Raw genomic sequence first — 25,018 nt, 5'->3', positions numbered from 1 at the left:
GCGGCGTTTGGTGGAACCACCGGACGACCTCTACATCGCCCCAAGTCGGCCTGGCCCGTTTGTCCCGCCCGACGATGGGTGTGGGCACAACGATGTCGGGGTTGGTCGAACGGCAGGCTCAGCGGGGGGCGATGAAGACGTACCACTTCTCCCCGCTGGGTGCGGTGAGCTGGTGGCGCGGCCAGTGCTGGGCGTAGGTCGGCGGGTGCGGGTTGTGGCGGGCGAGCGCCAGGGGCATGGTGCGGGTTATCTTCAGCAGGCCCGCAGAGGTGGTGGAAGCGTTGTTGCCGCCGACGGCCGGTGAGGAGCAGCCGGCGTAGAACGCCAGCAGCGGGGACTGGTCGCCGGTGATGGCGCAAGGCGGGCGGATACCGTACTGCCGCGCCAGCCGGGCGACCATCCACTGGTCGCCTGCGCGGGCACGCTGCTGACCGGCCACCCGGCTCTCCAGCACAAGGTACTGGCCGGCCAGCTGGGCCAGGACACACACCGCCGCGACCCCGACAACGTACGGCCGCCACCGGCCCCTTATCAGGCCGGCCAGACCGATGACGCACTCGGCCACCGGCACCGCGAGCAGCGCGTAGGCGGGGATGAGGAAACGCGGGGCGGCGTAGGTGATGAGGAAGAAGTACGGCACGGTCAGCACCACCGCACACCACACCGCCAGCCCGGCCACCCGCAGCCGCCCGGCGCGGGCGGCGAACACCAGGCCCCCGGCCGCCAGCACCGGTAGTAGCAGCCACCACACCGACAGCACGGCCGCCTGCGGCCACCCGTTGGTGCACGGCCGGCAGAGCAGTGGCCCGTTGACGGAGCGCAGCTGCATAAACGCCGCCAGGTGCCAGCCCAGGCCGCCCTCCACACCGCTGGAGGCCCGCAGCCGGGCCAGCGGACCACCGTAGTTCATGTACGCCTCGACCAGCCACGGAACGATGCCGGCCACCAGCCCCGCGACCACCGCCACGACGAGCGCCAAGCGCCGCCAGGCCCGCACCGCCGCGACCGCCGCGAGCAGGGCCAGCATCAGGTACCCGGCGTCGTGCGGCCGCAGCACCGCGGTGAACGCCACACTCCCGGCGAGCGCGGCCAGCGGCCACCGCCGCCGGTCGTCGGCCACCCGCAGGAACCACCCCGCGGCGGCCAGCGCCCCATACGCCACATACAGGTTGGGCATCACCGACGCGGCATAGAACTCCACCACCCACAGCCCGGCGAAGGCAGCCGCCCCCACCAGCACCACCCGGCGGCCTGCCAACCGCAGCCACGGCCAGAACGCCACGACCAGACCGGCGGCAGCCAGCAGCATCATCCAGAGACGCAACGCCTCCGTCGACGACGTCAGCGCCACCACCGGGGCCACCAGCCATGTGATGCCCCGGGCGCGCGGCGCGCTGAAGAACGCGGCGGGCACCCGCGAGCTGACCTGGCTGACGTACACCGCCTCGTCCCAGCCCAGCGGCAGCCGCACGGCTCCGGACGCCGCCTGCGCCACTATGAATACGGCTGCGATCACGACCAGCCAGAGCAGGGCCCGACGGGGCGCCGACTGGAAATTCACTCTATGTTCGGTGGACACGCGTGCAGCTTAGTGCTCTCTCCGGCCCCGTTAGCCGGAGTCCCCCGGCGCGACAGCCGGCCCGCGCGCGCTCGCCGCGTTGGACAAAAGCCCAGGTGGCTCAGCCGCTACGGGGGCCTCCGGCCCGGCCTTGCGACCGGACCGCCGGACACCGCTCTCCGACGGGCGAACATCGCAGTCACGGCACTGGAGACTTGGCGGAGGGCGACCGGCCGGGTCCGCCCGCGGAGGCTGCGGCGGCCACGGCGGGACGGCAGCTTTCCCCTGGGGCCGCCCTGGCTGCGCCCAGCCCTTTGACGACCGGCCTGGTGTCGCCGGTGATCCGGGCGAGCCGGTCGATCGCGACGCCGTCTGCCATGACCAGGCCCCGAAGCCCCAGCGGCGGCGCGGGTAGGTGGATCTCGTGGAACTCCCCGGGCCCGAGTTCGGTCTCCGCGAAGTTGCGGCCGCCGATGGGGGCGCCCTGTCCGGCGAAGCGAGGTGCGGGGCCTCGCGGGCCCGGTGCCGAGCCGGCTGTTCTCCACCACATGGTGTTGCACCCCTTCGGCGAGGGCGGCGCTGTCTTCGGCGCCGGCGCCCGGTCCGGGGGCTTGGTCCACATCGGACCAGGCGTCGGCGCGGAAGAGGCCTTGCAGGGCGCCGGACCCGGCGAAGCGGTCGGTCCCGGCGGGGAAGGCGTCGGTCCGCTGGTTGAGCTGCCTGTCTTCTCACGCAGGGTCATCCTGGCGAGGAGGACGCGGACCCTGCTCCCGACGTCGGTGCCGCTCACTGGAGCACGGCCCCATGGGTGAGGCGGGCGAGGGCCACGGCGCCGCGCCGGCCGTCCTCGGCCCGGTCGATGCGCAGCCCGAGAGGCTCCAGGCGGCGCTCCAGGCCGTTCGTCAGGGGGCCGTTCGGGCCGAGGAGCCCGCCGGTGACGACGAGCCGCTCGCCGGGCCGGGGGTCCAGGGCCCGTACAGTGGCGGTCAGCAGCCACGCGGCCTCTTCGAGGATCGCCCCGGCCACGGCGTCTCCCCGGCCGGCGGCGTCGACGACCAGCGGCGCCAGCCGGGCGAGCCGGACCGGCGGTTCTGCCATGACGACCGGGACGAGCCACATGCGGTATGCCTCGCGTTCCTTCTCCGACCACGATCCGGGCCGGGTGCCGGGCAGCGTCCCGGACTGCAGCAGCGTGCGGGCGACCGATTCGGCGAGCATGGTGGGCCCGCCGCGCCCGTCCGCCATTCGCAGGGCGGCCTGTACGGCGCTGCGGCCGATCCAGAAGCCGCTGCCGTCGTCGCCGAGCAGCCAGCCGTTGCCGTCAGCGGTCGCCGCGCATGCGCGTGCGGTGATCCGGGCGGCGACGGCGCCGGTGCCGGCCACCAGCGCGAGTCCGTCGGCGGGGGCGCCGGGTGCCGAGGCGAAGGCGACCTCGGTGTCGCCGTAGATGTCGGTCACCGACGGTGTGATGCCGAGCCGCCGCAGTGCGGCGTTCAGCGCGGAGTCCGCGGCGAGCCGGCCGGGTTCGTCCGGAGAGGTACGGGCGGCTCCGGCGAACCCCGCGACGACGACCGAGACGCGGGGGCGCAGTTCCGGCGGGACGGCTTCGGCGACGGCCGTGGCGAGGTGGTCGGTGAGTTCAGGCAGGGGGACGGTGAGGGCGTTGCCCGGTCCGGCTGCTCCTTCGGTCAGCGGGCTGCCGTCCGTAGCGCGGGCCAGGACGGCACGGATGCGGGTACCGCCCGCGTCCACACCGACGACGAAATCCTGGTTCAGATTTTTCTTCATCGGCGACCATGGTGGTTGATACATTCAGCGCGGACAAGCCCCGGCGGACATCAAAAACTCTGGAGAGCCACCGTGAACTCTGCCACCGCGCTCCGTTTCGGCGTGAACTACACACCCCGCCGGGGCTGGTTCCACTCCTGGTACGACTTCGACCCCGCGCATGCCGGGGATGACCTGGCGCAGATCGCCGGTCTCGGCCTCGATCACATCCGGGTCTTCCATCTGTGGCCACTGCTGCAGCCCAACCGGACCATGATCCGCGGCAGCGCCGTCGACCAGTTGGTCCAGCTGGTCGACCTCGCGGGCGAGGCCGGTCTCGACGTCCTGGTGGACGGCGTCCAGGGCCATCTGTCCAGCTTCGACTTCTACCCGGAGTGGACTCGCAGCTGGCACCACCGCAACGTCTTCACCGATGCCGAGGCCATCGAGGCACAGGCCGAACTGCTGCGAGTGCTGGGCAGCGCCCTCGCCGGCCGGCCCAATCTCATCGGCCTGCAGCTGGGCAACGAGCTCAACAACATGGTCGAGCACAATCCGGTGACCGCCGGGGAAGTGGACCGCTACCTCGACACACTGCTCGCCGCGGCCCGCCAGGGGCTCTCCGGGGGGCGGCCGGGCCTGCTGGCCACGCACTCCGCCTTCGACGCCGCCTGGTACGACGACGATCATCCCTTCACCCCGGAGGCCTCGGCCCGCAAGGGCGATGTGACCACCGTCCACCCGTGGGTCTTCTCCAGCGACTGCGCCCGCCGCTACGGCCCCCGCTCCCCCCAGGTGCTGCACCTCGCGGAGTACGGGGTCGAACTGGCCAAGGCCTACGCGGAAGACACCGGGCGCGCGGTCTGGGTGCAGGAGACCGGCGCCCCCGAGCCACACATCCCGGCGGCGGACGCGCCGCACTTCGCCCGCCAGACCCTACTCAACGCCTCCGGCTGCGCCGGGCTCTGGGGAGTGACCTGGTGGTCCTCCCACGACGTGGACCGCTCCCTGGCCGACTACCCGGAGCTGGAGTACACCCTGGGCCTGTTCGACTCGTCGGGCAGCGCCAAGCCGATTGCCCACGCTCTGGCCGGCACCGTCGCTGACCTGCGCAGGGAGCCGCCCGCCCCGCAGCCGCGCACCACCGCGCTGGCCCTGGACTGCACTGCGTCCACCCGCTCGGTGTCCGGACCCGGCGGAGGCTACTTCGAGGCGTGGATGCGGCTGCGTACGGAAGGGGTCCGGCCGGCTGTCGTCCTGGCCGCACGGGCGGACGACGCGTCGTACCTCGACGCACGTGGCATCACGGAGGTGATGGGGCGGCCGGGATCGGAATAAATCCGAGATTTATTCCGATTCGGACTAGTCAGACAATATGGACGGAGCTATCCTGGGTTTAAGCCTGCGGGGCGAGCGAGGGAGCTCGACCGAAGCGGCAGGGTTTTTTTGGAGAGCTACGGTTTTCTGGAAAGTGTCGCCAAGGAAGCGCTGAGAGGCCGGACGGCCAGTGAGACCAGAAGGCGACCTCCAATACCTGATTCGGACAATGCCGACGAAGGAAGCCCACCTCGTAGGCGCAAGCTTGTCCTCGGTTCTCTTCAGACCCGATGGTGGCCTGCCAGTACCTCAGCCGCGGCCCGCAGATTCGCGTGGCCGCGGCCTTATGTTTCCAGCAGACCCTCCGCACCGCCGGATTCGGGCAGACCCGCGGCCACCCTCAGCCCGGTTCAACGCCTCACGGTGCGTGTTCCTTGCGGTCCGAACCCCGGGGTGCGGTGCCTTTGGTTTTACGGTCTCCGCCACGGCGAGGACGTCACGCGCCTGTCCGGCCGGGAGGGGACGCGCCGGGGTGTCCCCGCAGGGGAGGCACATACACCCCGGGCGCCCTCACTGCGGACCCGTACGCGCGAGCCCCGAGGAGATCACCCCACAGCGGCCCCGACCCCCACCACCACATCGCGTGCCGGCACGCACGACCACCCAGCCCGTCCGGCGCTTGCGGGGGCACCTCCTGGGGCACCTCCCGGCCGAAGGCTGGGGGCACCTCCCGGCCGAAGGCTGGGGGAGGTAGCTGGGGGAGGACCGCCACCCCCGGCAGACGGGGCGGAGCCAGCACGCCAACAGCCGGGCACCGCGCCGGTCCGGCCCGCCCCCTCGGGACGGGCCGGAACCGGCTTGGCGGTGCGCCGGGTCAGGCGCCGCGGGCGCGACGGCGGTGCATGGCCAGGGCCACGCCCGCTCCCCCGGCCACCAGGACCCCGGCCCCGATGCCGATCGGCAGGGACTGGGAGGAAGTGCTGGTGGCGGCGAGGGGCTGTGCGGCGATGTTGTCCGTGGCCAAGGTGCTGGCGGCCGTGGCGGTGTAGTGCGGGATCTTCTTCACCGATTTGACCGAGCCGTCCGAGTTCAGCAGCACCTGCTTGTTGTTGGGGTGCTTGAAGTCGAACATGTTGGTGAGCGTGCCGGCCCCCTTGTCGAACGAAGCGTCACCGATCCGGCCGGTACCCCAGTTGTTCTCGATGAACTGGGTGATCGAGGCCTGCTCGGTCGCGGTGTGGTCGACCGCGTTGACCTTGCTGTAGGGCGAGACCACCAGCAGCGGCTGCCGGGTGCCGGGACCGCAACGGTCGTTGTAACCGGCCGCGGCGGCCGGGCCGGTCTGGCACGCGGGGCTGTCGGTGGCCAGGCCGTTGGAGGCCAGGCTGGTGTCCGTCGAGCCATTCTTCGGCTTGGCGTACGCGTGGTCGTACCAGCCGTCGGAGTCGTCGTAGGCAAGGATGACCGCGGTGCTCTTCCACTCCGGGGACTGCTGCAGCGCGTTTATCTCGTTGACCACGAAATGCTGCTCATCGATCGGATCGGAGTAGCCCCCATGGCCGTCCTGGTACTCGGCCGCCTTCAGGAAGCTGACCGCCGGGAGGTTGCCCGCCTTCAACGAAGAGTTGAAGTCGGTCACATCGTAGTTGTGGTTGGCCTGCCCGTTGTGGCCGATCTCGCTGATGCTCTTAGGCGGCAAGTGGTGCGGGTTGGAGGTGGACTTGTAGTACGAGAAGGGGTTGTGGTGCGGGCTGTAGTCCTCGACCGCGGCGCCGCCGAGGTTGGTGTGAGTGACATTGGCACACGTGGCGTAGGTGCCCGACGTACCGTTCCAGGCCGTGCCGGGCCGGAAACCGCCCTGGAACCAGCCCCATGTCACGCCCTTGGCGTTGAGCAGGTCGCCGATGTTCTTGCCCTGCATCGCCAGGAGGTTGCTGGTGGAGGTGTGGTCCTTGCCCGAGCAGTCGTCGTACGCCGGGTCGGGGTCACCGATGACAGTGCCCACACCCTTGGCGTTCACCGAGCCCGCCGCCAGGACCGAGGTGTCCGGCGTGGCGGTCTGCTGCCCCGTCTTCGGGTCGACGGAGATCCCGCCGTGCGTCTGCCCCGAGATCAGGTTGATCGCGCCGGGGGTGGACGGACCGTAGACCGAGCTGAACGACTTGTCGTTCAGGGCGTAGTTCTGGGCGTAGTTCCACAGCCCGGTGACGGTGTTGCCGTCGTAGTAGTCCATGACCAGGCCCGGCTCGCCGAACAGACCGGCGCTGCACTTGCTGGTCTCGGTGTTCTGGACGTACTTGTCGGCCTTGCCGCCGTCGGCGGCGTACTGCTCGGCACCGTAGGAGTGGTTCTGGTCGCAGGTCATGGCCTGCGAGGAGGTAAGCCGCTTGGGCAGATACAGGTTCGGGTTGGTCTTCAGCAGTCCGGCGTTCAGGAGGTTGTCGGACTTGGGGGTCCGCTTCGATGCCGTGAACTTCGTTCCATCGGTGTTGGCGGCCTGCGGGTACGTAGCGAAGTAGTGGTCGAACGAGATGTTCTCGCCGTAGATGACCACCACGTGCTTGATCGGCGTGGCCGTGCCACCGCCGGACTTCTGCCCCGCCTGACCGGACGCCGCGGCCGGCCCGGCTGCGCCGAGTACAGTGAGCGCCGCAGCTCCGACGAATGCTGCCCAGCGTGCTGGTCTTGCCATGATGGCTCGCTCTCCAGTGTTTCGCGTGCGTTCCCAACGGTACGAGCGGGATACTCCGCCTGCCGCACAGCGCTTCAGAATCGCGCCGGTGGCGCATTGGTGAACATGTGGTCATGAACACAAGGGGAAAGCTTGACCCTGTGTTTAACCTGTCCGGCCGGCCCCTACGCCAGCAGGGTCCTGCCGAACCAGTCGTTCCGGTCGCGGACGCCCGGCAGGGCGTAGAAGTAGCCGCCGCCGAACGGCGTGATGTAGTCGACGAGCGGCTCGCCGGCCAGGCGCTTCTGCACGGTCTCGAACTGCCGGACCAAATCCTGCTGGTAGCAGCAGAAGATCAGCCCCATGTCGAGGTTGCCGTTGGTGTCCATGCCGCGGTCGTAGTTGTAGCCACGGCGCAGGATCCGCTCGTCGTCAGTCCGGGCGGTACGCGGGTTGGCCAGCCGGATGTGGCTGTCCAGCGGGATCACGTCACCCTTCGGGTCCTGCGCGTACTGCGGTGTGTCGGACTCGTGCGTCCCGTCCAGCGGCGCACCGGTGTCCTTGGCACGGCCGAATATCCGCTCCTGCTCGTTGATCGACACCCGGTCCCAGAACTCCACCAGCATCCGGATCAGCCGTACGACCTGATAGCTGCCGCCCGCCGCCCAGTCCGGCTCGCCGGAATTCTTCCCCGCCCAGACCAGGCGGTCCGTCTCGCGCGCGCTGCGCACATCCGGATTGGCGATGCCGTCCTTGAAGCCCAGGTGATTGCGCTGGGTGCCGGATGGTCGGGGCGGGCTGGCGAAGCCGTCCATACGCCAGCGCACCTGCATGCCGCCCCGGGTGTGCCGGGCGACGTCGCGCAGGGCGTGCAGCACCGTGTCCGTACCGCCCGCACAGAACTGCACGCTCAGGTCACCGTGGCACCAGGCCGGGTCGAGGTCGTCGTCGGAAAAGGCTGACATGGTGGCGAGCCGTCGCGGCTTGCGGTCCGCGAGCCCGTAGCGGTGGTCGAAGAGTGACGCACCCGCACCGACCGTGACAGTCAGCCCGTCCGCCTCGACCTGGGGGCCCAGGGTGCCGGAGTCGGTCGGCGGGGCGGTTATGCCGTCGGACACCGGTGTGCCGCCGGTGGTGAGGAATCGGGCCCGGTCGGTGACCGTACGCAGCAGATCGGTCAGCTCCCGGCGCCCGTCGGCGGTGACGTCGAACGACAGGAACGCCGTAGCGCGCTGCGCCGGCGTGAGGATCCCGGCCTGGTGAGCGCCGTGGAACGGTACTTGCTGCGCGGTGGCCGCGGAGACCGTCGCGGCGGCCGCGGCGCTGCGGTCGGCGGTGACGAGTCCGGCGCCGGCCACGGCTGCCGCGCCGGCAAGGAAGCCGCGGCGTCTCACCTCGTTCACGCTGTCCTCCGTACGTCGGTCAGCGTGGCGACATCGGCCAACTGCTCGAGCAGTGCCCCCACTGCGGAATTCACCCTCTCGCGCCGGGTACGGTCCAGCTGTGCCACGGGGGTCCAGCGGCCGTCGTGCTGCTGCTCGTCGAGTGTCTGCTGGGTGCGGTTCAGCGAGGAGTCGAGAAGCGTGAGCCCGGTGTCGCGGGTCTTCAGCAGCGGGCGCAGACAGCCCAGCAGGACGCGGGTGCCGTCGAGATTCGCGCGGGCCGTGGCCAGGTTCGTACCGCTGCCGTAGTCGGTGCGGCCGGTGAGCTCGGACTGCATGGTGTTCTCCAGGATTTCGTGCGCCCGCAGACCCAGGACGGCCGGGTCCATGCGCTGCTGCGGCCAGTTGTCGCGCAGGGCGCGCACGTCCTTGACGAGGCGGTCCGCCGGGCCACGCAGGCTCCCGGCCGGCTCGCTGTGCCAGAGGCCGTACTCGATGCGGTGGAAGCCGGTGAAACGGGTGTCGTGGACACCGCCGGACAGCCCGGCGGTGGTGCCGTTGATCGCCTTGTCCGCAGCGCCGAAGGTCCCGTACGCGGCGCCCATCCGCTCGTACACCAGGTGTGCGGACAGCCAGGCGGCGCGGGCAGCCCTGAGGTCACCGCGGTCGATCGCGGCGCTCAGGGCCTCGGTTTTCTTCGCGAGTTCGACGGTGCGGGCCTGGATCCACTTCTGGTAACTGAGCGTGAGTGGAATGAGGTCCTGCTGGGTCACCGGTACGGCGGCCGGACCGCTCTTCCCGGTGGCGCCGGTCACCTGGACCGTGGGGCCTGTGACGGCGTCCGCGTCGTCGGGCAGGCACTTGAAGGCGTACGTGCCGTTACCGAGCGTCACCTGCATCGGCCGTGCGGTGCCGGGTGCCAGCCCCTCGATCTCGCCGTAAACGGCTCCGGTCCTGGGGTCGGTAAGATCCACCTCGGACGCCGCGCTGGAGGTGTTGCGCAGGTCGAAGACCTGCTGCCCCGTCTTCGGGCGGCTCCATCCGTGCCCGCAGGCGCTGGGCGAGACCTCGACGGAGGTGTGCGGCAGACCGTCGGAGGTGACCGCCGCATGCTGGGCCCGGCCGTGGCCGGAGCTCCCGGCCGTCAGCACTCCCGCGATCACCGCCCCGGCCGCCAGGACCGCCCCGCCGGCGACCAGCACCTGGCGCCGCCGGGTGGAGGGGCCGGCCGGAGGGGATATCGGGCCGGGTTCTATATCGAACACGCCGGTCATGTTAAGCATCCCCTCGGGCCGGAACGCTCTTCCTGACCGGAGGATGGGCCAGAATTGGCCCGCAGTTCAGAATCCGTACCCCTGGAGCGGCTGTGGTCCCGCACCCCGGGGTTCCGGGGTGCGGGACCGCGGCGTCAGCCGGTGGTGGCCGGCACCGGGGCGGTGTGCGGGGCGCACGTCACGTCGTGGCCGTCGAGCGCGCCGTTGACCAGGTAAGCGGTCACCCGGTCGTTGATGCACGGGTTGACCAGGTTGGTGACACCGTGCGAGCCGGCGTCCTTCTCCGTGATGAGCTCCGAGCCCTTCAGCCGGCGGTGCGCCTCGACCGCGCCGGAGTACGGGGTCGCCGCGTCACGGGTGCTCTGCACGATGAGCACCTTGGGCAGCCCGTGGCGGGACTTGACGTCGACGGGGGTCTGCTGGGGCACGCCCCAGGTGGCGCATGGCAGGTTCATCCAGGCATTGGCCCAGGTCAGGAAGGGGTACTTCTTGTGGAGCGCGGTGTTGTCGCGGTCCCACTTCTTCCAGCTGGTCGGCCAGTTGGAATCGGTGCACTCCACCGCGGGTAAGTGCCGTACGACACGCCCAGGTAGTTGAGCTTCTTCTCGCCGAGCGCGGCGCGGATGACGTCGAGGTCACGGGCGGTGTTGGCCGTGGTCATCTGCGAGAGCATCGCGGCGCCGGTGCGCTCCTTGCAGCCTTCCGCGTACTCCTTGGCGAGCTTGCGCTGCGCCAGCTTGTCCGCCTCGCTGTCCGGGACCGGGTCCGCCTTGGGCGCCGCGACGAACTCCTGGGGGTCCGCGCAGGAGATGGGCGCCGAGTGGGCCGACGCCGCGGGGGTCGAAGCCCACGAAGTCGTATGCCTTGGCGGTGCTCGTCCACAGCGCGCTGTTGGTGGTGACCCGGCGCGGGAAGCGCATGCCGGAGCCGCCGGGGCCGCCGGGGTTGTAGATCAGGGAGCCCTGGCGTTCGGCCGGGGTGCCGGTGTTGCCGATGCGGTCGACGGCGATCCTGATCGTCTTGCCGCTCGGCTTCGCGTAGTTGACCGGGACGGTCACGTAACCGCATTGGATGGGTGTCTCGAAGCCCCAGTCGGCTGGGCACGCGGCCCAGTCGATGCCCGCCTTGGCGGCGCGCGCCGCGGCGGTCTTCACTCCGTACGCTTCCGCGGGGCTGTTCGGTGCGCGATGGGTAGCGGTGGCGGTGGCCGTTGGTGCGGCGGCCACCGCGCCCGCTATCAGGGCGCCGGTGACGCCGAGCACGACTGTGCGTCTCACGATGGTTCCTCCCCCTGCCGTGACGAACCGCCTATGGCGGCGTGATCACAGAATCGCAGGAGGATCGTCCCGGCACAGCTCGTTCAAAGAAACGCAATCGCAAGGCTGTTGGCGCAGTGACGGTCAGCGCCAGCCGTAGCGCTCCTTGAGGCGGTTGACCACGAGGTTGAAGCGGCCTCGGTCGAGGGCGCAGGCCTCGCGGCGCATGCCCTCAGGGTGAACGCGGAGCACACGGTCGAGGTTGACCCACGATTCGCGGCCCGCCTTGTCCCACGGGCCGATGCCGATGGGCACCCATTCGCGCTCGGAGTCGTGCTCCTTGCTGGACAGCTGGACGGCAAGCAGGGTGCCGGTCTTCTCGCGGGCGACGACGAGCACCGGGCGGTCCTTGCCGCGGCCGTCGTTCTCCTCGAAGGGGACCCAGGTCCAGACGATTTCGCCGGGGTCGGGGTCGCCGTCGTGGGCCGGGGAGTACTCGGTACGCACCGGGCCGACACGGTCCGGGGCGGCCTCCGTGGTGGCGGTGGAGCCGTGGCGTCCGGGGGAATCGTCGTTGATCGTATTGGTCACGGGGCAACGCTAGCCGACAGCAGCCGCCGCAGTCGCAGCCCGTCCGGAGCAACAGCGCTCGCCAGGGCGGCCGGGCCGGCGAGGGGGGTGAGGACGGCTTCGCCCTCATCGTCGGAGAGGACTCGGATTTGCGCGGGTTTCTCAGCGAACGCCGGGTCCACAACGAGGAGTTGCCCAGCCGCCCGGTGGGTGTGCAGGACCGCCGGTCCGGACCACCCGGGGGCGCCGGGGCCGAAGGACAGCTGCTGGTCGAGCAGGAGCCGGCCGGCCAGCCGGACGGTGAGGCGGGTGGTGAGCCGGCCGGGCTGCTCGCCGGTGCGTCCGAGGATCTGCTCCTCGCGGTACACGAGGCGGGCCCCGGGGGCGAGTTCGACGTGGGTGGTCATGCGCAGGTCGCTGCCGGCGGCGGCGATGAGCGGTTCGGGGAGCCAATGGAGCTCGGCGCCGTCGCCGACGGCCAGCGTCACGTCGTACCGGGCCTGCTCCCGCGCCCGGCCGGGCAGGGAGACGGTGGCCGCGGCCGAGCCGATGTGCAGGACCGCGCCGGGCCCGGCGGTGGCGTGGATGGCGAGCCGGTCGCCGCCGAGCGGGGCGCTCATGGCTCCGACGATGATGACGCGGGCCTCCGGCCCGGTGGCGCGGGTGCGGCGCAGGGCCAGCGGACCCTCCCCTGCGAGCACCGGCAGCGCGGTGCGGCCACGGCCGTCGGATTCCGCGACGATGCGGGCGGTGGCCCGTACGCCGTGGCAGCCGGTCGCCGCCCGCAGGGCGCCGGGCGCGGTCACGCCGGAACCGCGGCGGTCCACGCCGCCAGCTGCGAGTGGATCCAGTCGACGACGGGGGCGATACCGCCCTCGGTCACCAAGGAGGTGAAGACAACGGGGAGATCCCCCCGCTGGACCTTGGCGTCGCGGCCCATGGCCGCCAGATCGGAGCCGACGTAGGGGGCCAGATCGGTCTTGTTGATGACCAGGAGGTCCGAGGTGGTGACGCCGGGGCCGCCCTTGCGGGGGATGTCGTCGCCGCCCGCGACATCGATGACGAAGACCTGGGCGTCGACGAGGCCTTTGGAGAAGGTGGCGGTGAGGTTGTCGCCGCCCGACTCGATGAGGACGATGTCGAGGCCGCCGAGCGGGCCGAGGGCATCTTCCAGGTCCTCCACCGCTTCGAGGTTGGCGGAGATGTCGTCGCGAATCGCTGTGTGCGGGCAGGCGCCGGTCTCGACGGCGGTAATCCGCTCGGGCGGCAGGACGGCGTTGCGCAGCAGGAACTCGGCGTCCTCGCGGGTGTAGATGTCGTTGGTGACGACGGCGATGGACAGCTTGTCGCGCAGGGCGCGGCACAGGGCCGCGACGGTGGCGGTCTTGCCGGAGCCGACCGGGCCGCCGAGGCCGATGCGCAGGGCGCGACGGGTGCCGTCGGGGCGGTTCGCCGGGGTGCTGTAGGTGTGGCGTTCGGGGTAGGTGTGGTCGTGGTCGAGGTGCATGGTCGGCTCCGGGGGTGGGGGCGGCTCGGGAAGGCTCAGGAGGCGAAGAGCCGTACCGGCCAGCCGGCGTGTTGTTCGGCGTAGATGTCGAGCAGCGGCCCGGTGGTGGCGGGCAGCGCGTCGGCTCCTTCGTCGAGCGCGTGGACCGCCGCCTCGGCGGCCTGGCCGGCGATGTCGTCGAGGTCGGGGGTGAGGCGGGCGAGGACCGCACTGACGGAGAAGGGGTCCAGGCTCAGCAAGCGTACGGCGGCGGTGGCCGGGCCGGTGACGGACTCGTACGCGGCGATATGCGCGGCGTCCGGCGGGCCGAGGCCCGCCGAGCGGGCCGTGAGGCCCAGCACAATCGGCTGGTGGGCGCCGCGCGGCCGGGCGGCGGCGAGGGCGTCCAGGGCGGGCGACGGCCAGGCGGCCCGGGCGGCGCGCATCAGCTGGCGGCCGAGCTTGCGGGCGGTGGCGCGAAGGGCGGGTGATGGGGTGCGGGCGTCGGCGGCCTCGTCGAGCAGCAGCGGGTCGAGTCCGGCGGCCGCCGCCGCGGCGAGTGCCGCGGCGACAAGCCCGGAGGTGTGCAGCCGTCCCCGGCAGAACGCTTCGAGCGTGCCGGGACCGGTGATGCGGCCCGCCTTGACGGCGGCTTCGGCCCCGCCGGAGTGGGCGTGGCCCCCGGCCGGGAACCGCCCGTCGGCGAGGACGAGCAGCGCGGCGCGGGCGGATGCGTTCATGGTCATCGTCAGCAGTCGTCGGCGGCCGTCAGAAGAGGAAGTACCGCTGGGCCATGGGCAGCACGGTCGCCGGATCGGGGTCGATCACGTCGCCGTCGATACGGACGGTGAAGGTGTCCGGGTCGACCTCGACACGCGGCAGGGCGTCATTCTCCCGCATGTCGGCCTTGGTGACGGCTCGGGTGTTGCGGATGGGCACGAACCGCTTGCCCAGCGCGAGGCGCTCGGCGAGGCCGTCGTCCAGTCCGGTCGCAGTGGTGAAGTTGACGGAGTTGGCGGCCGGGGCGCGGCCGATGGCGCCGAACATGGGGCGGGGCATCACCGGCTGGGGGGTGGGGATGGAGGCGTTGGCATCGCCCATCTGCGCGTAGGCGATCTGGCCGCCCTTGATCACGAGCTGCGGCTTGACGCCGAAGAACGCGGGCTGCCAGAGCACGAGGTCGGCGAGCTTGCCCTGCTCGACCGAGCCGACCTCGCCGTCGAGACCCTGGGCCACCGCCGGGTTGATAGTGTATTTGGCGACATAGCGACGGGCGCGGTGGTTGTCGGCACGGCCGTCACCGGGGAGCGAGCCGCGGCGCTTCTTCATGACGTGCGCGGTCTGCCAGGTGCGCAGGACCACTTCGCCGACCCGGCCCATGGCCTGGGAGTCCGAGGAAATGATCGAGATCGCGCCCATGTCGTGCAGGAAGTCCTCGGCGGCGATCGTGGAAGGCCGGATCCGGGACTCCGCGAAGGCGAGGTCTTCGGGTACGGAGGGGTTGAGGTGGTGGCAGACCATCAGCATGTCGAGATGCTCCTCGACGGTGTTGACGGTGTGCGGCCGGGTCGGGTTGGTGGACGACGGCAGGATGTGGGGCTGCGAGACGACGGTGATGATGTCGGGCGCGTGCCCGCCGCCGGCGCCTTCGGTGTGGTACGCGTGAATGCCGCGCCCGGCGATCGCGGCGAGGGTGTCCTCGACGAAACCTGCCTCGTTGAGGGTGTCGGTGTGGATGGCGAGCTGGGCACCGGTCGCTTCGCAGACGGTGAGGCAGGCGTCGATGGCGGCCGGGGTGGAGCCCCAGTCCTCGTGGATCTTGAAGCCGACGGCGCCGCCCCGCAGCTGGGAGTACATCGCCTCGGAGGAGACGGTGTTGCCCTTGCCGAGCAGGCCGATGTTGACCGGGTACGCCTCCAGCGCCTCGAACATGCGGGCAAGGTGCCAGGGGCCCGGGGTGATGGTGGTGGCCTTGGTGCCCTCGGCGGGGCCGGTGCCGCCGCCGACGATCGTCGTGATGCCGGCGGTCAGCGCCTGGTCGACGATGGTCGGGGAGATGAAGTGGACGTGGGCGTCAATGGCGCCGGCGGTGAGGATCTTGCCATTGCCCGCGATGATCTCGGTCTCCGGGCCGATGACGAGGCCGGGGTGGACGCCGTCCATGGTCTCGGGGTTGCCGGCCTTGCCGATGGCGGCGATGCGGCCGTCGCGGATGCCGATGTCGGCCTTGACGATGCCCCAGTGGTCGAGGATCACGGCGCCGGTGATGACCGTGTCGGGGGTGCCGTCGGCGCGGGTGGCGCGGGACTGGCCCATCGACTCGCGGATCACCTTGCCGCCGCCGAAGACCGCTTCGTCGCCGGCGTTGCCGGGGCCGCCGGACAGATCGCGTTCGATCTCGATCAGCAGGTCGGTGTCGGCGAGTCGTATACGGTCGCCGGTGGTCGGGCCGAACAGGTCGGCGTAGACAGCGCGGGACAGCTCAGGCACCTTCGGCTCCGTTCGCTCCGCCGCGGCAGCGGCTCATGTCACAGTCGCCCGTTCGGCGAGCGTGCGCCTCGTGCGCCCCGTGTCCCTCGGGCGGTCGGGCAGTGCTCACAGCGCGCCTCCGATCTCGCCGCGCAGTCCGGCGACGATGCGTGCGCCGCCGAGCGGCACCAGGTCGACCTCGACGGGGATGCCGGGCTCGAAGCGCACGGCGGTTCCGGCGGCGATGGCCAGCCGCAGGCCGCGGGCAGCGGCGCGGTCGAACTCCAGGCCGGGATTGGCCTCGGCGAAGTGGTAGTGCGAGCCGACCTGGATGGGGCGGTCGGCCGCGTTCAGGACGGTGAGCCTGGTGACGGGCTTGCCCGCGTTCAGCGGCACCGGGTCATCGGCGTACAGGATCTCTCCGGGAATCATCGGCGCGGTTCCTCCCCGTCAGGCGATCGGCTCATGGACGGTGACCAGCTTGGTGCCGTCCGGGAAGGTGGCCTCGACCTGGACGTCGTGGATCATCTCGGGGATGCCGTCCATGACGTCGGCACGGATGAGCACCTTGCGGCCGGAGGCCATGAGTTCGGCCACGGTGCGGCCGTCCCGCGCGCCTTCGAGAATATGTGAGGTGATCAGGGCGATCGCCTCGGGGTGGTTGAGCTTCAGTCCCCGCGCGCGGCGCCTCTCCGCCACGTCTGCGGCGACGTGGATGAGCAGGCGTTCCTGCTCGTGGGGAGTCAGTTGCATGGCCACACCTCGCTGTCGTCCCGGCGCGCGGAAACCGCAGAACTTCCCTGGTCCGCGGATCCGAGCTTCCGTTGTCCGGAAGTCGCAGGCTAGTTCGGCAGGGTTTCGTACGCGTTAACTCAAGTGCTCCCGGCGCGCCCTGTCAGCGCGCGTAGAGCGACGCGCAACCCGGGCCCGGGCGGCCACGACGGATACAGGGCACGCGCTCGCGTCGTCCTACGCGCGCCCTGGTGCGGTACGGCGTTCAGGTGTCGTCGCGGCGCGCGTTCACCGTGCCGCGGTACTCGGCAGCGATGCCGAAACGCCGCTGTTCGCCCGTGGCGGACACCGATGGGCGTACCGCGGAGATCGTGCTGATCACCTGCTCCTCCGGGGCCGTTTCGGCCTCCTCGAGTTGCCGCAGGTCAGCGGCGGAGACCAGGGCGATGAGGGGCTTGCCGTGGCGGGTCACCACCACGCGTTCACCGCCATAGACAACACGGTTGATGAGTTCCGCGAGCTCTGCACGCGCTTGTGTCACCGGGACTTCATGGGCCATGCTCCCCATCATAACGAGATGTACGTCCTGTACATTTTTTACATGGAGGTACCACCATGCTCCGCCCCGCCGCCCGCTATGTCCTGCCCGAGTTCACCGAGCGCACCAGCAGCGGGGTTCGAACCATGGATCCCTACTCCAAGCTCCTGCAGGAGCGTGTCGTCATCCTCGGCACACCGATCGACGACACCTCGGCCAACGATGTGATGGCCCAGCTCATCCATCTGGAGAGCTCGGCTCCCGAGCAGGACATCAACCTCTACATCAACTCCCCCGGCGGCTCGTTCACCGCCATGACCGCGATCTACGACACGATGCAGTTCGTCACCTGCGATGTCGCGACGGTATGCATCGGCCAGGCGGCCTCGTCCGCCGCGGTACTGCTGGCCGCCGGCGCCCCGGGCAAACGGATGGCCACACCGGGCGCCAGGGTCCTCATCCGTCAGCCGTCGTTCGACGACATGGTCCAGGGACAGACCTCCGACCTGGAGATCCAGGCCCGGGAAATCACGCGCATGCGGGAGCAGCTGGAGATGTTCCTGGAGCGGCACACCGGCCAGGACCCCGGCCGGATCCGTGCCGACATCGAGCGGGACACCATCTTCGACGCCGAGGCGGCGCTCGGGTACGGGCTGGTCGACCAGCTCACCCTCAGCCGCAAGACGCGGTGACCCGTCGTGGTACCGGAACTTCCGCCGCTCCCGGCGCTGACCAGGGCCGAGGGCGAACTGATAGACGCTTATCTGGCGATCGTGGACCTGCTGGGCAGGATCAACCCCGCCCGGGCCACCGACACCTACAGCGGGCTGCGTGCCGCGCAGGCACTGGTGGGGCGCGCCACGGAGCTGCGTGACGCGCTGACGCTGATGCACACGCGCGGCGAGAGCGAGATGCACACGACGACGTTGCGTCGGGCCCTGGAAGTGCTGGACGGCGAACGGCGCACACGGCTGGTGACACCGCCTCAGGAACCGCCTCGCTGAGGCACTCCGGGGCGGCGGGATCGGGCACCATACCCCCTTCGGAGTACCGGTGGGCGGGTATTTTGGCGGCTTCAAGCCGAGCGCTCCGCCCGCATGGTGTGCTAAGCGCGGTGTTACCGCCCTGGTAACGGGCTTGTTACGGGGCCTACAACAATGGTGTTATCACCGGCATTTCACCCGGATAGGTGAGCCGTGAAGAGACTCACATTCCTCCCTTTCAGCTGTGAACCGGGCACATCTATGGGTGATCATCATTTCGACCGACAAGCCCCCGCCATCCAGACGGGGCGGTCCGCGCGGACGCCGAATCCTGCCGCCGCCGCGGATGCCAGGTCGACATGAGTGGCTCGGCAGGAGCGGAGGACCCAGCACGACGGGGCCGGCCAACGGGATTGTGGGCCGACCTCTTGGGGTGAAGCCGCCTTTGCGGCCGGGCATCTTCGCCTGCCCGAACCCGACAGGTCATCCTTCGCAGGCGGACGACGAAGGGTTACGAATGACCGCGCTCACAGGTGTGTCCGCACTTCTCTCCCGGATGGGGGCCGCCTCGGCCCTCACCGCCGCAGCGGTGGTCGGCCCGGCAGTCCTGCCGGGGCTCACCCCACAGGCCGACGCGGCGACACTGGCGACGAAAGCGCTCAACATCGCGGCGTCGAAGAAGGGATCCCCTTATCAGTACGGTGCTGCCGGTCCCAACCGGTTCGACTGCTCGGGCCTCACGCTCTACTCGTACAAGAAAGCGGGGAAGAAGCTGCCGCGCACCGCGGCCTCGCAGTACAACAGCACCCATCACATCTCCGGCAAGAACCGCAAACGCGGCGACCTGGTCTTCTTTCACTCCGGGCGTTACGTCTACCACGTCGGCATCTACGCTGGTCACGGGAAGATCTGGCACTCACCCAAGACCGGGGCGAGGGTGCGGCTGGAGAAGATCTGGACGCGGAGCGTCTGGTACGGCCGGGTGAACTGATGTGACCTGACGTGAACCGAGGGAAGTAGCGCGGAGGCCGGGGCGGCGCCGTCCCGGCCCCGGTGCCCCTCGAAACCTATTCCCGGGCGGCCGGAAGCTGTCGGCGGATATGTTGAGGCCGCCCGGGAACCTCCTCGTCCGCCGAGAGGTGCACGTGCGGTATCTCGATCCCGTCCGCCAGATCACGTCCGACGCGCGCGCCCGCGGGCCGGTGGCTGCCGCAGCGCCGGATACTGGCCGACGCCGCCCGGGGCGTCTTCCCGCCGACGGACGGCAGCGTGAGCATCGTGCCACAGCCGTCGGAACGCGACGCGGGGGTGATCTCCTTCACCGGGCACACCGTGGTTTTCGCGGACACCGATCCCGGGTGGATACGGGGGCTGCTGCCGCCGGACAGCCTTTCGGCGCCGCTGAACCCGCCGTTCCTGGGTGCGCTGTGCGAGCGCATCGGCCGCCGGGTGAACAACATCGACATCCTGATGCTCACCACCGCCCCGCAGGGACCACCGCCGTCCGGACTGGGCCTGCGGCTGGAGCCGGCCGTGGACCACGAGCACCCGAGGATCGACCGGGCGCTGCGCCACCGCGAGAACGTACGGGCCCGGACGACGCCCGGCGGCATGGTGCTGGTCGGGCAGGGAGTCGCGGGGCGATGGGAGGTGGCGGTCGAGGTTGATCCGAAAGCGCGCGGCACCGGTCTCGGCCGGCTGTTCGCCCGGGCGGCCCGGCACCTCGTACCGGACGCCGGGCCGCTGTGGGCCCAGGTGGCGCCCGGCAACGCGGCGAGCGTACGGGCGCTGCTGGCCGCCGGGTTCGTACCCGTCGGCGCGGAGGCGCTGCTCGTGCCGGAGGACATCCGGCACGGTCCTTCCGGGCAGGATGCAGGGTATGAACGATATCCCAGCGGGCGCGGAGCGCCATGAGACGGCGACGGAGCGTGACGATCGCAACTTCGGGGAGCTGCTGCAGGAACTGCGGGTGACACAGACCGGGGTGCAGATACTGTTCGCGTTCCTGCTCACCCTGGCGTTCACCCAGCGCTTCCCCTCCCTGGACGCGATGCAGCGCGGCATCTATGTCGCGGCACTGCTGCTGGCGATGCTCGCCGCCGCGCTGTTCACCGCTCCGGCGGCGCTGCACCGGGTGCTGTTCCGCCGCAGGGCCAAGCACGAGCTCGTGAGCGTGTCCTCGCGTCTGGCCGGGATCGGGCTGGGCGTCCTGGCGCTCTCCTTCACCGGAGCGGTGCTGCTCGTCGTGGACGTCGTTCTCGGCCGGGCCGCGGGCATCGCGGCGGCCGTGGCCACGCTTGCGGTGTGCGCCGGACTGTGGGCGGTGTTGCCGTGGACGCTGAGCCGCGACCGTCCGGTGCGGTGAGCCGCCGGCCGCGAGTCACCGCGCCCTGGGTCACCGCGCGGCGGCGGCCCAGGGCAATATGATCCAGACGGTCTTGCCGCCCTCGGCGGTCGGGGTCACCGAGAGCCTGCCGCCGGATTCGGCGGCGAGGTGCCGGATGATGACCATGCCCCGTCCGTTGTCCTCCTGGACGGCCGCCGGGAGCCGCTGGGGCCAGCGTGGATGGCTGTCGGTGACACCGACGCACAGCCGCTCGTCACGCTCCAGCCGGACGTCGACGGTGAAGGTCGGGGACTGGCCGAACGTGTGCAGTACGGCGTTGGTGGTGAGTTCCGAGACGATGAGCCGCACCGTGTGGACGGCGGAGGCGTCTTGCGGCATCCCCCATTCCGTCAGAAGTTCGCATACGTAGCGGCGTGCGGCGGCGACCGAGGCGGGAGCGCTCGGCAGAGTGATGGATGCTTCCTGACGGTCTGCCATGGCGACGCTTCCCTTTCCCGCCGTGACCGGGCCTCCGGCAAGCGGTGCGGCCACGGGCGGCTGCTTCGCGCCAGAGTCCACCCATCGTGCCGCTATTCGGGACGATCCACAGCGATACGCATCCATCTGTCGCTCAAAACGGTGAACACTGCGACGCGCAGGCGTATTCACGCGGCAGACAGCACCCGGCGGACGGCACCGACCTCAGCCGCGGGGCGCCGTCGTCACGATCACCCGGGCGGCGTCCGCGATCTGCTGGTCAGTCAGGTCGGCGCGGGCGGTCAGCCTCAGCCGGGAGATCCGGTCCGGCACTGACGGCGGCCGGAAGCAGCCGACCGCGAGACCGGCGGCCCGGCAGTCGGCCGCCCAGCGCACCGCCGCCTCGGCGGAGGGCGCCCGTACCGACACCACGCAGGCGTCCGGGGCGACGGAGTCCAGGCCGGCGGTGGTCAGCCGCTCGTACAGCTCCCGGGCGACAGCCCGGCCCCTGGCCGCCCGTTCCGGCTCGCGGCGCAGCAGGCGCAGCGCCCCCATCGCGGCCCCGGCGGCGGCGGGGGCGAGACCGGTGTCGAAGATGAAGGTGCGGGCGCAGTTCACCAGGTGCTCGATCACCCGCGCCGGTCCGAGCACCACACCGCCCTGGCTGCCGAGCGATTTGGAGAGGGTCGCGGTGCACACGACGTCCGGCGCGCCGGCCAGCCCGGCGGCCGACGCGGCGCCCCGGCCGCCGTCCCCGAGCACTCCGAGCCCGTGGGCGTCGTCCACCAGCAGCGCCGCGCCGTACCGGCGGCAGGCGGTGGCGAGCTCGGTGAGCGGGGCCGCGTCGCCGTCGACGGAGAAGACGGAGTCGGTGATGACGACCGCCGGGCCGTCGTGCCCGTCCAGGGCCTTGCGCACCGCTTCGGGATCGGTGTGCGGGACGACCTCGGTCACCGCCCGGGAGAGCCGGCAGCCGTCGATGAGCGACGCGTGATTGCCGCTGTCCGAGACGATCAGGGTGCCGAATCCGGTGAGCGCTGTGACGGCGGCGAGGTTGGCGGCGTACCCGGAGGCCAGGACCAGGGCCGCCTCGAAGCCGCAGAATCCGGCGAGCTCCGCCTCCAGTTCGGCGTGCAGCTCGGTACTGCCAGTGACCAGCCGGGAGCCGGTGGAGCCGGCGCCCCAGCGCAGGCAGGCGTCGGCGCCCGCCCGGGTGACCTCCGGATGCCGGGCCAGCCCCAGGTAGTCGTTGCTCGCCAGATCCAGCAGGGGCGATTCGGCCGGACGGGGGCGCAGGGTGCGGACGAGTCCGGCGCGGGCACGCTGCTCGGCACGGGCGTCGATCCAGTCGAACGGGTGGCGGCTCATCGGTTCGTCCCTGAGGTCGGCGGGGCCCTGGATCAGCAACGTAGCGCTATCCGGTCCGTCACGGTGTGGGCGTCGACCCCGAACGGCCCACGTTGTGCGGCCGTCCTCGGCCCAGGGCGGGCAGTACGCCAGGATCGCCCCTGTGACTCCTTCCCCTCCCGACGGAAGGGCCTTCTCACTCGGCCACCGTGGCGACCTGCATGACGGCCAAGCCCTGACCGGCGCCAACGGCGCAATACAGACTGTAGCGGAGCAGTGGCGCTCCGAGCCAACAAGCCGAGGATCACGTTCCCTGCGACCTGAAGGCCAGGATTCCCTGCGAAGATTCAGGAATGGATCTGCTGACGACATTGGTGGACAAGGGGCTGCGCCGTGAGCTGCCCACCCGCGACGAGGCGCTGGCGGTGCTGGCGACCTCCGACGACGATGTGCTGGACGTGGTGGCCGCGGCCGGCAAAGTGCGGCGGCAGTGGTTCGGCCGGCGCGTGAAGCTCAATTACCTGGTGAACCTGAAGTCGGGGCTGTGCCCGGAGGACTGCTCGTACTGTTCGCAACGGCTCGGCTCCAAGGCCGAGATCCTCAAGTACACCTGGCTGAAGCCCGAGGAGGCGGCCGCCGCCGCGACCGCCGGGGTCGCCGGCGGGGCGAAGCGGGTGTGCCTGGTGGCGAGCGGGCGCGGGCCGAGCGACCGCGACGTGGACCGGGTCTCGCGGACCATCGAGGCGATCAAGGAGCAGAACGAGGGCGTCGAGGTCTGCGCGTGCCTCGGGCTGTTGAGCGGCGGTCAGGCCGAGCGGCTGCGCGAGGCCGGGGCCGACGCGTACAACCACAACCTCAACACCTCGGAAGCGACATACGGCGACATCTGCACCACGCACGAGTTCTCCGACCGGGTGGATACGGTGCAGCAGGCCCAGGCGGCGGGGCTCTCGGCCTGTTCCGGCCTGATCGCCGGGATGGGCGAGTCGGACGAGGACCTGGTGGACGTGGTCTTCGCGCTGCGCGCACTGGACCCGGACTCGGTGCCGGTCAACTTCCTCATCCCGTTCGAGGGAACTCCGCTCGCCAAGGAGTGGAATCTCACCCCGCGGCATGCCCTGCGGATCCTGGCCATGGTGCGGTTTGTCTGCCCTGATGTGGAGGTACGCCTCGCGGGCGGCCGCGAGGTGCACCTGCGCAGCATGCAGCCGCTGGCACTGCACCTCGCCAACTCGATCTTCCTCGGGGACTACCTCACCAGCGAGGGCCAGGCGGGCCGGGCGGATCTGGAGATGATCGCCGACGCCGGTTTCGAGGTGGAGGGGACGGACACGGTGACGCTGCCCGAGCACCGGGCGGACACCGCCGCGGCCGGGTGCGGATCGGGCAGAGGCTGCGCGCCGTGCGATGACGCCGGCTCCTCGGAGCCGGTGGCGGCAGGCGCGGGCGCCGGTGCCGGTGCCGGTGCCGGTGCGCGTACGGACCTGGTCGCCGTGCGCCGGCGCGGCGCGGGCACGGACCTGCCCCCCAATGCCTGAGCCGCACTTGGCACACGACACGGCCGGCCTGCTGGCGCTGGACCGGGAGCATGTCTGGCACCCCTACGGACCCATGCCCGGCCGTCAGCAGCCACTGCTCGTCGAGTCGGCGGCCGGAGTCCGGCTGCGGCTGGCCGAGCCGGCGGAGGGCCGCCGCGAGCTGGTGGACGGAATGTCGTCGTGGTGGTCGGCGATCCACGGCTACAACCACCCGGTGCTCAACGAGGCTGTACGCGGCCAGCTGGACCGGATGAGCCATGTGATGTTCGGCGGGCTCACCCATGAGCCGGCCGTGCGGCTCGCCGCCCGGCTGGTGGAGATCACCCCCGAGCCGCTGCGGCATGTCTTCCTCGCCGACTCCGGGTCGGTGTCGGTCGAGGTCGCGGTGAAGATGTGCCTCCAGTACTGGCGCTCGCTCGGCCGTCCCGCCAAGCAGCGGCTGCTGACCTGGCGCGGCGGCTACCACGGCGACACCTGGCAGCCGATGTCCGTCTGCGACCCGGACGGCGGAATGCACGGCCTCTGGTCCGGGGTGCTGCCCCGCCAGGTCTTCGCCGACGCTCCGCCGCCGGGCTTCGACGCCGGTCCCGACCCGGCGTACGAGGCGCATCTGCGGGAGATGATCGGCCGTCACGCCGACGAGCTGGCGGCGGTCATCGTCGAGCCGGTGGTGCAGGGCGCGGGCGGGATGTCCTTCCACTCCCCCGCGTATCTGCGCGTGCTGCGTGAGGCCTGTGACGAGCACGAGGTGCTGCTGGTCCTCGACGAGATCGCGACCGGCTTCGGGCGTACAGGCACGCTCTTCGCGGCGGAGCACGCCGGGATCTCCCCCGATGTCATGTGCGTCGGCAAGGCCCTGACCGGCGGCTATCTGACAATGGCGGCGGCCCTGTGCACCACGCGGGTCGCGGAGGGCATCGCCCGGGGCGAGGTGCCGGTCCTCGCCCACGGCCCGACCTTCATGGGCAACCCGCTCGCGGCGGCGGTCGCCTGCGCCTCCGTGGACCTGCTCCTCGGCCAGGACTGGGCGCTGGAGGTCAAGCGGATCGAGGCCGGGCTGCGCGAAGGGCTGGCTGCCGCAGCCGGAGTGCCGGGAGTGAAGGATGTACGGGTGCTGGGCGCGATCGGCGTCGTACAACTGGAGCATGAGGTGGACATGGCGGCGGCGACGCGGGCCGCGGTGCGCGCCGGGGTGTGGCTGCGGCCGTTCCGCGACCTGGTGTACACGATGCCGCCGTATGTCACCGGGAACGAGGACGTGGCCCGGATCTGCGCGTCGGTATGCGACGCCGCGGCAGCTGGTTGAAACGGGGAACAGAGGAGCGTC

The 25,018-nt window shown here is 71.0% G+C and carries 23 protein-coding genes, 2 pseudogenes and 1 riboswitch; of the genes and pseudogenes, 8 read left to right on the top strand and 17 right to left on the bottom strand.

What is annotated here, in order from left to right; all coding sequences use genetic code 11:
* Positions 1 to 118: 118 nt before the first annotated feature.
* The 3 genes and pseudogenes from FCI23_RS31165 to FCI23_RS31155 all read right to left on the bottom strand — a co-directional run bounded on the left by FCI23_RS31165 (position 119) and on the right by FCI23_RS31155 (position 3,346).
* A complete protein-coding gene (locus FCI23_RS31165; RefSeq protein WP_246144225.1) occupies positions 119 to 1,579 on the bottom strand; it encodes a hypothetical protein in 1,461 nt (486 codons plus the stop codon).
* A 310-nt stretch (positions 1,580 to 1,889) separates the two neighbouring features.
* Positions 1,890 to 2,300, bottom strand: a pseudogene (locus FCI23_RS31160) (hypothetical protein); the annotation flags it as partial.
* Positions 2,301 to 2,344: 44 nt separating this feature from the next.
* Positions 2,345 to 3,346 (bottom strand): N-acetylglucosamine kinase, encoded by a 1,002-nt coding sequence (locus tag FCI23_RS31155; RefSeq protein ID WP_136727299.1) that lies wholly within the window; start codon positions 3,344 to 3,346, stop codon positions 2,345 to 2,347.
* A 72-nt stretch (positions 3,347 to 3,418) separates the two neighbouring features.
* On the opposite strand from FCI23_RS31155, the gene FCI23_RS31150 reads away from it, so the two are divergent.
* Entirely contained in the window at positions 3,419 to 4,663 is a 1,245-nt protein-coding gene (locus FCI23_RS31150) for a glycoside hydrolase 5 family protein (RefSeq protein ID WP_136727297.1), read from the top strand.
* Between the two features lie 853 nt (positions 4,664 to 5,516).
* On the opposite strand, the gene FCI23_RS31145 is transcribed toward FCI23_RS31150, so the two are convergent.
* The 12 genes and pseudogenes from FCI23_RS31145 to FCI23_RS31090 all read right to left on the bottom strand — a co-directional run bounded on the left by FCI23_RS31145 (position 5,517) and on the right by FCI23_RS31090 (position 17,041).
* Entirely contained in the window at positions 5,517 to 7,334 is a 1,818-nt protein-coding gene (locus FCI23_RS31145; protein WP_136727296.1) for a phospholipase C, read from the bottom strand.
* A 164-nt stretch (positions 7,335 to 7,498) separates the two neighbouring features.
* Complete coding sequence (gene efeB / locus FCI23_RS31140; protein ID WP_136727294.1) at positions 7,499 to 8,716, bottom strand: iron uptake transporter deferrochelatase/peroxidase subunit; 1,218 nt, start codon at positions 8,714 to 8,716, stop codon at positions 7,499 to 7,501.
* Positions 8,713 to 9,960: an EfeM/EfeO family lipoprotein gene (locus tag FCI23_RS31135; protein ID WP_407646054.1), complete on the bottom strand. Its 1,248-nt coding sequence runs from the start codon at positions 9,958 to 9,960 to the stop codon at positions 8,713 to 8,715. The genes efeB and FCI23_RS31135 overlap by 4 nt, the downstream gene beginning before the upstream one ends.
* 143 nt (positions 9,961 to 10,103) lie before the next feature.
* Positions 10,104 to 11,246, bottom strand: a pseudogene (locus tag FCI23_RS31130) (alpha/beta hydrolase).
* Positions 11,247 to 11,369: 123 nt separating this feature from the next.
* The gene (locus FCI23_RS31125; RefSeq protein WP_136727291.1) at positions 11,370 to 11,816 is read right to left on the bottom strand and encodes a type II toxin-antitoxin system PemK/MazF family toxin; all 447 of its coding nucleotides are present in this window, start codon (positions 11,814 to 11,816) and stop codon (positions 11,370 to 11,372) included.
* On the bottom strand, positions 11,813 to 12,601 hold the full coding sequence (locus tag FCI23_RS31120; protein ID WP_246144222.1) for an urease accessory protein UreD: 789 nt from the start codon (positions 12,599 to 12,601) through the stop codon (positions 11,813 to 11,815). The genes FCI23_RS31125 and FCI23_RS31120 overlap by 4 nt, the downstream gene beginning before the upstream one ends.
* Positions 12,598 to 13,302: an urease accessory protein UreG gene (gene ureG / locus FCI23_RS31115; protein ID WP_136727290.1), complete on the bottom strand. Its 705-nt coding sequence runs from the start codon at positions 13,300 to 13,302 to the stop codon at positions 12,598 to 12,600. Before ureG ends, FCI23_RS31120 begins: the two co-directional genes overlap by 4 nt.
* A 35-nt stretch (positions 13,303 to 13,337) precedes the next feature.
* On the bottom strand, positions 13,338 to 14,027 hold the full coding sequence (locus FCI23_RS31110) for an urease accessory protein UreF (protein WP_407646053.1): 690 nt from the start codon (positions 14,025 to 14,027) through the stop codon (positions 13,338 to 13,340).
* 22 nt (positions 14,028 to 14,049) lie between these two features.
* Positions 14,050 to 15,771: an urease subunit alpha gene (locus tag FCI23_RS31105; protein ID WP_136727288.1), complete on the bottom strand. Its 1,722-nt coding sequence runs from the start codon at positions 15,769 to 15,771 to the stop codon at positions 14,050 to 14,052.
* Between the two features lie 105 nt (positions 15,772 to 15,876).
* Positions 15,877 to 16,182, bottom strand: coding sequence for an urease subunit beta (locus tag FCI23_RS31100; protein WP_136727287.1), 306 nt, complete (start codon positions 16,180 to 16,182; stop codon positions 15,877 to 15,879).
* An 18-nt stretch (positions 16,183 to 16,200) separates the two neighbouring features.
* Complete coding sequence (locus tag FCI23_RS31095) at positions 16,201 to 16,503, bottom strand: urease subunit gamma (protein ID WP_136727286.1); 303 nt, start codon at positions 16,501 to 16,503, stop codon at positions 16,201 to 16,203.
* A 244-nt stretch (positions 16,504 to 16,747) separates the two neighbouring features.
* Complete coding sequence (locus FCI23_RS31090) at positions 16,748 to 17,041, bottom strand: type II toxin-antitoxin system Phd/YefM family antitoxin (RefSeq protein WP_136727285.1); 294 nt, start codon at positions 17,039 to 17,041, stop codon at positions 16,748 to 16,750.
* A 56-nt stretch (positions 17,042 to 17,097) separates the two neighbouring features.
* Between FCI23_RS31090 and FCI23_RS31085 the strand changes: the two genes are divergently transcribed.
* From FCI23_RS31085 to FCI23_RS31065, 5 genes are all read left to right on the top strand, one after another.
* The gene (locus FCI23_RS31085) at positions 17,098 to 17,712 is read left to right on the top strand and encodes an ATP-dependent Clp protease proteolytic subunit (RefSeq protein WP_136727284.1); all 615 of its coding nucleotides are present in this window, start codon (positions 17,098 to 17,100) and stop codon (positions 17,710 to 17,712) included.
* Between the two features lie 6 nt (positions 17,713 to 17,718).
* Positions 17,719 to 18,024, top strand: coding sequence for a hypothetical protein (locus tag FCI23_RS31080; protein WP_136727283.1), 306 nt, complete (start codon positions 17,719 to 17,721; stop codon positions 18,022 to 18,024).
* A 316-nt stretch (positions 18,025 to 18,340) separates the two neighbouring features.
* Positions 18,341 to 18,517, top strand: a riboswitch (cyclic di-AMP (ydaO/yuaA leader).
* Between the two features lie 3 nt (positions 18,518 to 18,520).
* Positions 18,521 to 18,994 (top strand): C40 family peptidase, encoded by a 474-nt coding sequence (locus FCI23_RS31075; protein ID WP_136727282.1) that lies wholly within the window; start codon positions 18,521 to 18,523, stop codon positions 18,992 to 18,994.
* A gap of 278 nt (positions 18,995 to 19,272) precedes the next feature.
* On the top strand, positions 19,273 to 19,917 hold the full coding sequence (locus tag FCI23_RS31070) for a GNAT family N-acetyltransferase (RefSeq protein ID WP_246144220.1): 645 nt from the start codon (positions 19,273 to 19,275) through the stop codon (positions 19,915 to 19,917).
* A complete protein-coding gene (locus tag FCI23_RS31065) occupies positions 19,883 to 20,368 on the top strand; it encodes a DUF6328 family protein (protein ID WP_136727281.1) in 486 nt (161 codons plus the stop codon). Before FCI23_RS31070 ends, FCI23_RS31065 begins: the two co-directional genes overlap by 35 nt.
* A gap of 30 nt (positions 20,369 to 20,398) precedes the next feature.
* On the opposite strand, the gene FCI23_RS31060 is transcribed toward FCI23_RS31065, so the two are convergent.
* Complete coding sequence (locus FCI23_RS31060) at positions 20,399 to 20,827, bottom strand: ATP-binding protein (RefSeq protein ID WP_136727280.1); 429 nt, start codon at positions 20,825 to 20,827, stop codon at positions 20,399 to 20,401.
* Positions 20,828 to 21,031: 204 nt separating this feature from the next.
* Positions 21,032 to 22,174: an 8-amino-7-oxononanoate synthase gene (locus FCI23_RS31055; protein ID WP_136727279.1), complete on the bottom strand. Its 1,143-nt coding sequence runs from the start codon at positions 22,172 to 22,174 to the stop codon at positions 21,032 to 21,034.
* A 332-nt stretch (positions 22,175 to 22,506) separates the two neighbouring features.
* Here FCI23_RS31055 and bioB point away from each other — a divergent pair, with 332 nt between their 5' ends.
* Both bioB and FCI23_RS31045 read left to right on the top strand, forming a co-directional pair.
* Positions 22,507 to 23,691, top strand: coding sequence for a biotin synthase BioB (bioB, locus tag FCI23_RS31050; protein ID WP_136727278.1), 1,185 nt, complete (start codon positions 22,507 to 22,509; stop codon positions 23,689 to 23,691).
* Positions 23,684 to 24,997: an adenosylmethionine--8-amino-7-oxononanoate transaminase gene (locus FCI23_RS31045; RefSeq protein ID WP_136727277.1), complete on the top strand. Its 1,314-nt coding sequence runs from the start codon at positions 23,684 to 23,686 to the stop codon at positions 24,995 to 24,997. The genes bioB and FCI23_RS31045 overlap by 8 nt, the downstream gene beginning before the upstream one ends.
* The last annotated feature ends 21 nt before the right edge of the window (positions 24,998 to 25,018 follow it).

This window comes from Actinacidiphila oryziradicis (assembly GCF_005047355.1).
GTDB lineage: Bacteria > Actinomycetota > Actinomycetes > Streptomycetales > Streptomycetaceae > Actinacidiphila > Actinacidiphila oryziradicis.
Note: the sequence above shows the minus strand (reverse complement) of the source record. Positions and strands in the feature narration are given on the sequence as shown.

Bases quoted from the DNA above. Each gene is read 5' to 3' on its own strand.
- FCI23_RS31075 (WP_136727282.1), top strand. From the start codon at position 18,521: ATGACCGCGCTCACAGGTGTGTCCGCACTTCTCTCCCGGATGGGGGCC.
- bioB (WP_136727278.1), top strand. From the start codon at position 22,507: ATGGATCTGCTGACGACATTGGTGGACAAGGGGCTGCGCCGTGAGCTG.
- FCI23_RS31095 (WP_136727286.1), bottom strand. From the start codon at position 16,503: ATGCAACTGACTCCCCACGAGCAGGAACGCCTGCTCATCCACGTCGCC.
- FCI23_RS31100 (WP_136727287.1), bottom strand. From the start codon at position 16,182: ATGATTCCCGGAGAGATCCTGTACGCCGATGACCCGGTGCCGCTGAAC.
- FCI23_RS31045 (WP_136727277.1), top strand. From the start codon at position 23,684: ATGCCTGAGCCGCACTTGGCACACGACACGGCCGGCCTGCTGGCGCTG.
- FCI23_RS31090 (WP_136727285.1), bottom strand. From the start codon at position 17,041: ATGGCCCATGAAGTCCCGGTGACACAAGCGCGTGCAGAGCTCGCGGAA.
- FCI23_RS31060 (WP_136727280.1), bottom strand. From the start codon at position 20,827: ATGGCAGACCGTCAGGAAGCATCCATCACTCTGCCGAGCGCTCCCGCC.
- ureG (WP_136727290.1), bottom strand. From the start codon at position 13,302: ATGCACCTCGACCACGACCACACCTACCCCGAACGCCACACCTACAGC.
- FCI23_RS31155 (WP_136727299.1), bottom strand. From the start codon at position 3,346: ATGAAGAAAAATCTGAACCAGGATTTCGTCGTCGGTGTGGACGCGGGC.
- FCI23_RS31055 (WP_136727279.1), bottom strand. From the start codon at position 22,174: ATGAGCCGCCACCCGTTCGACTGGATCGACGCCCGTGCCGAGCAGCGT.
- FCI23_RS31065 (WP_136727281.1), top strand. From the start codon at position 19,883: ATGAACGATATCCCAGCGGGCGCGGAGCGCCATGAGACGGCGACGGAG.
- FCI23_RS31145 (WP_136727296.1), bottom strand. From the start codon at position 7,334: ATGGCAAGACCAGCACGCTGGGCAGCATTCGTCGGAGCTGCGGCGCTC.
- FCI23_RS31085 (WP_136727284.1), top strand. From the start codon at position 17,098: ATGCTCCGCCCCGCCGCCCGCTATGTCCTGCCCGAGTTCACCGAGCGC.
- FCI23_RS31110 (WP_407646053.1), bottom strand. From the start codon at position 14,027: ATGACCATGAACGCATCCGCCCGCGCCGCGCTGCTCGTCCTCGCCGAC.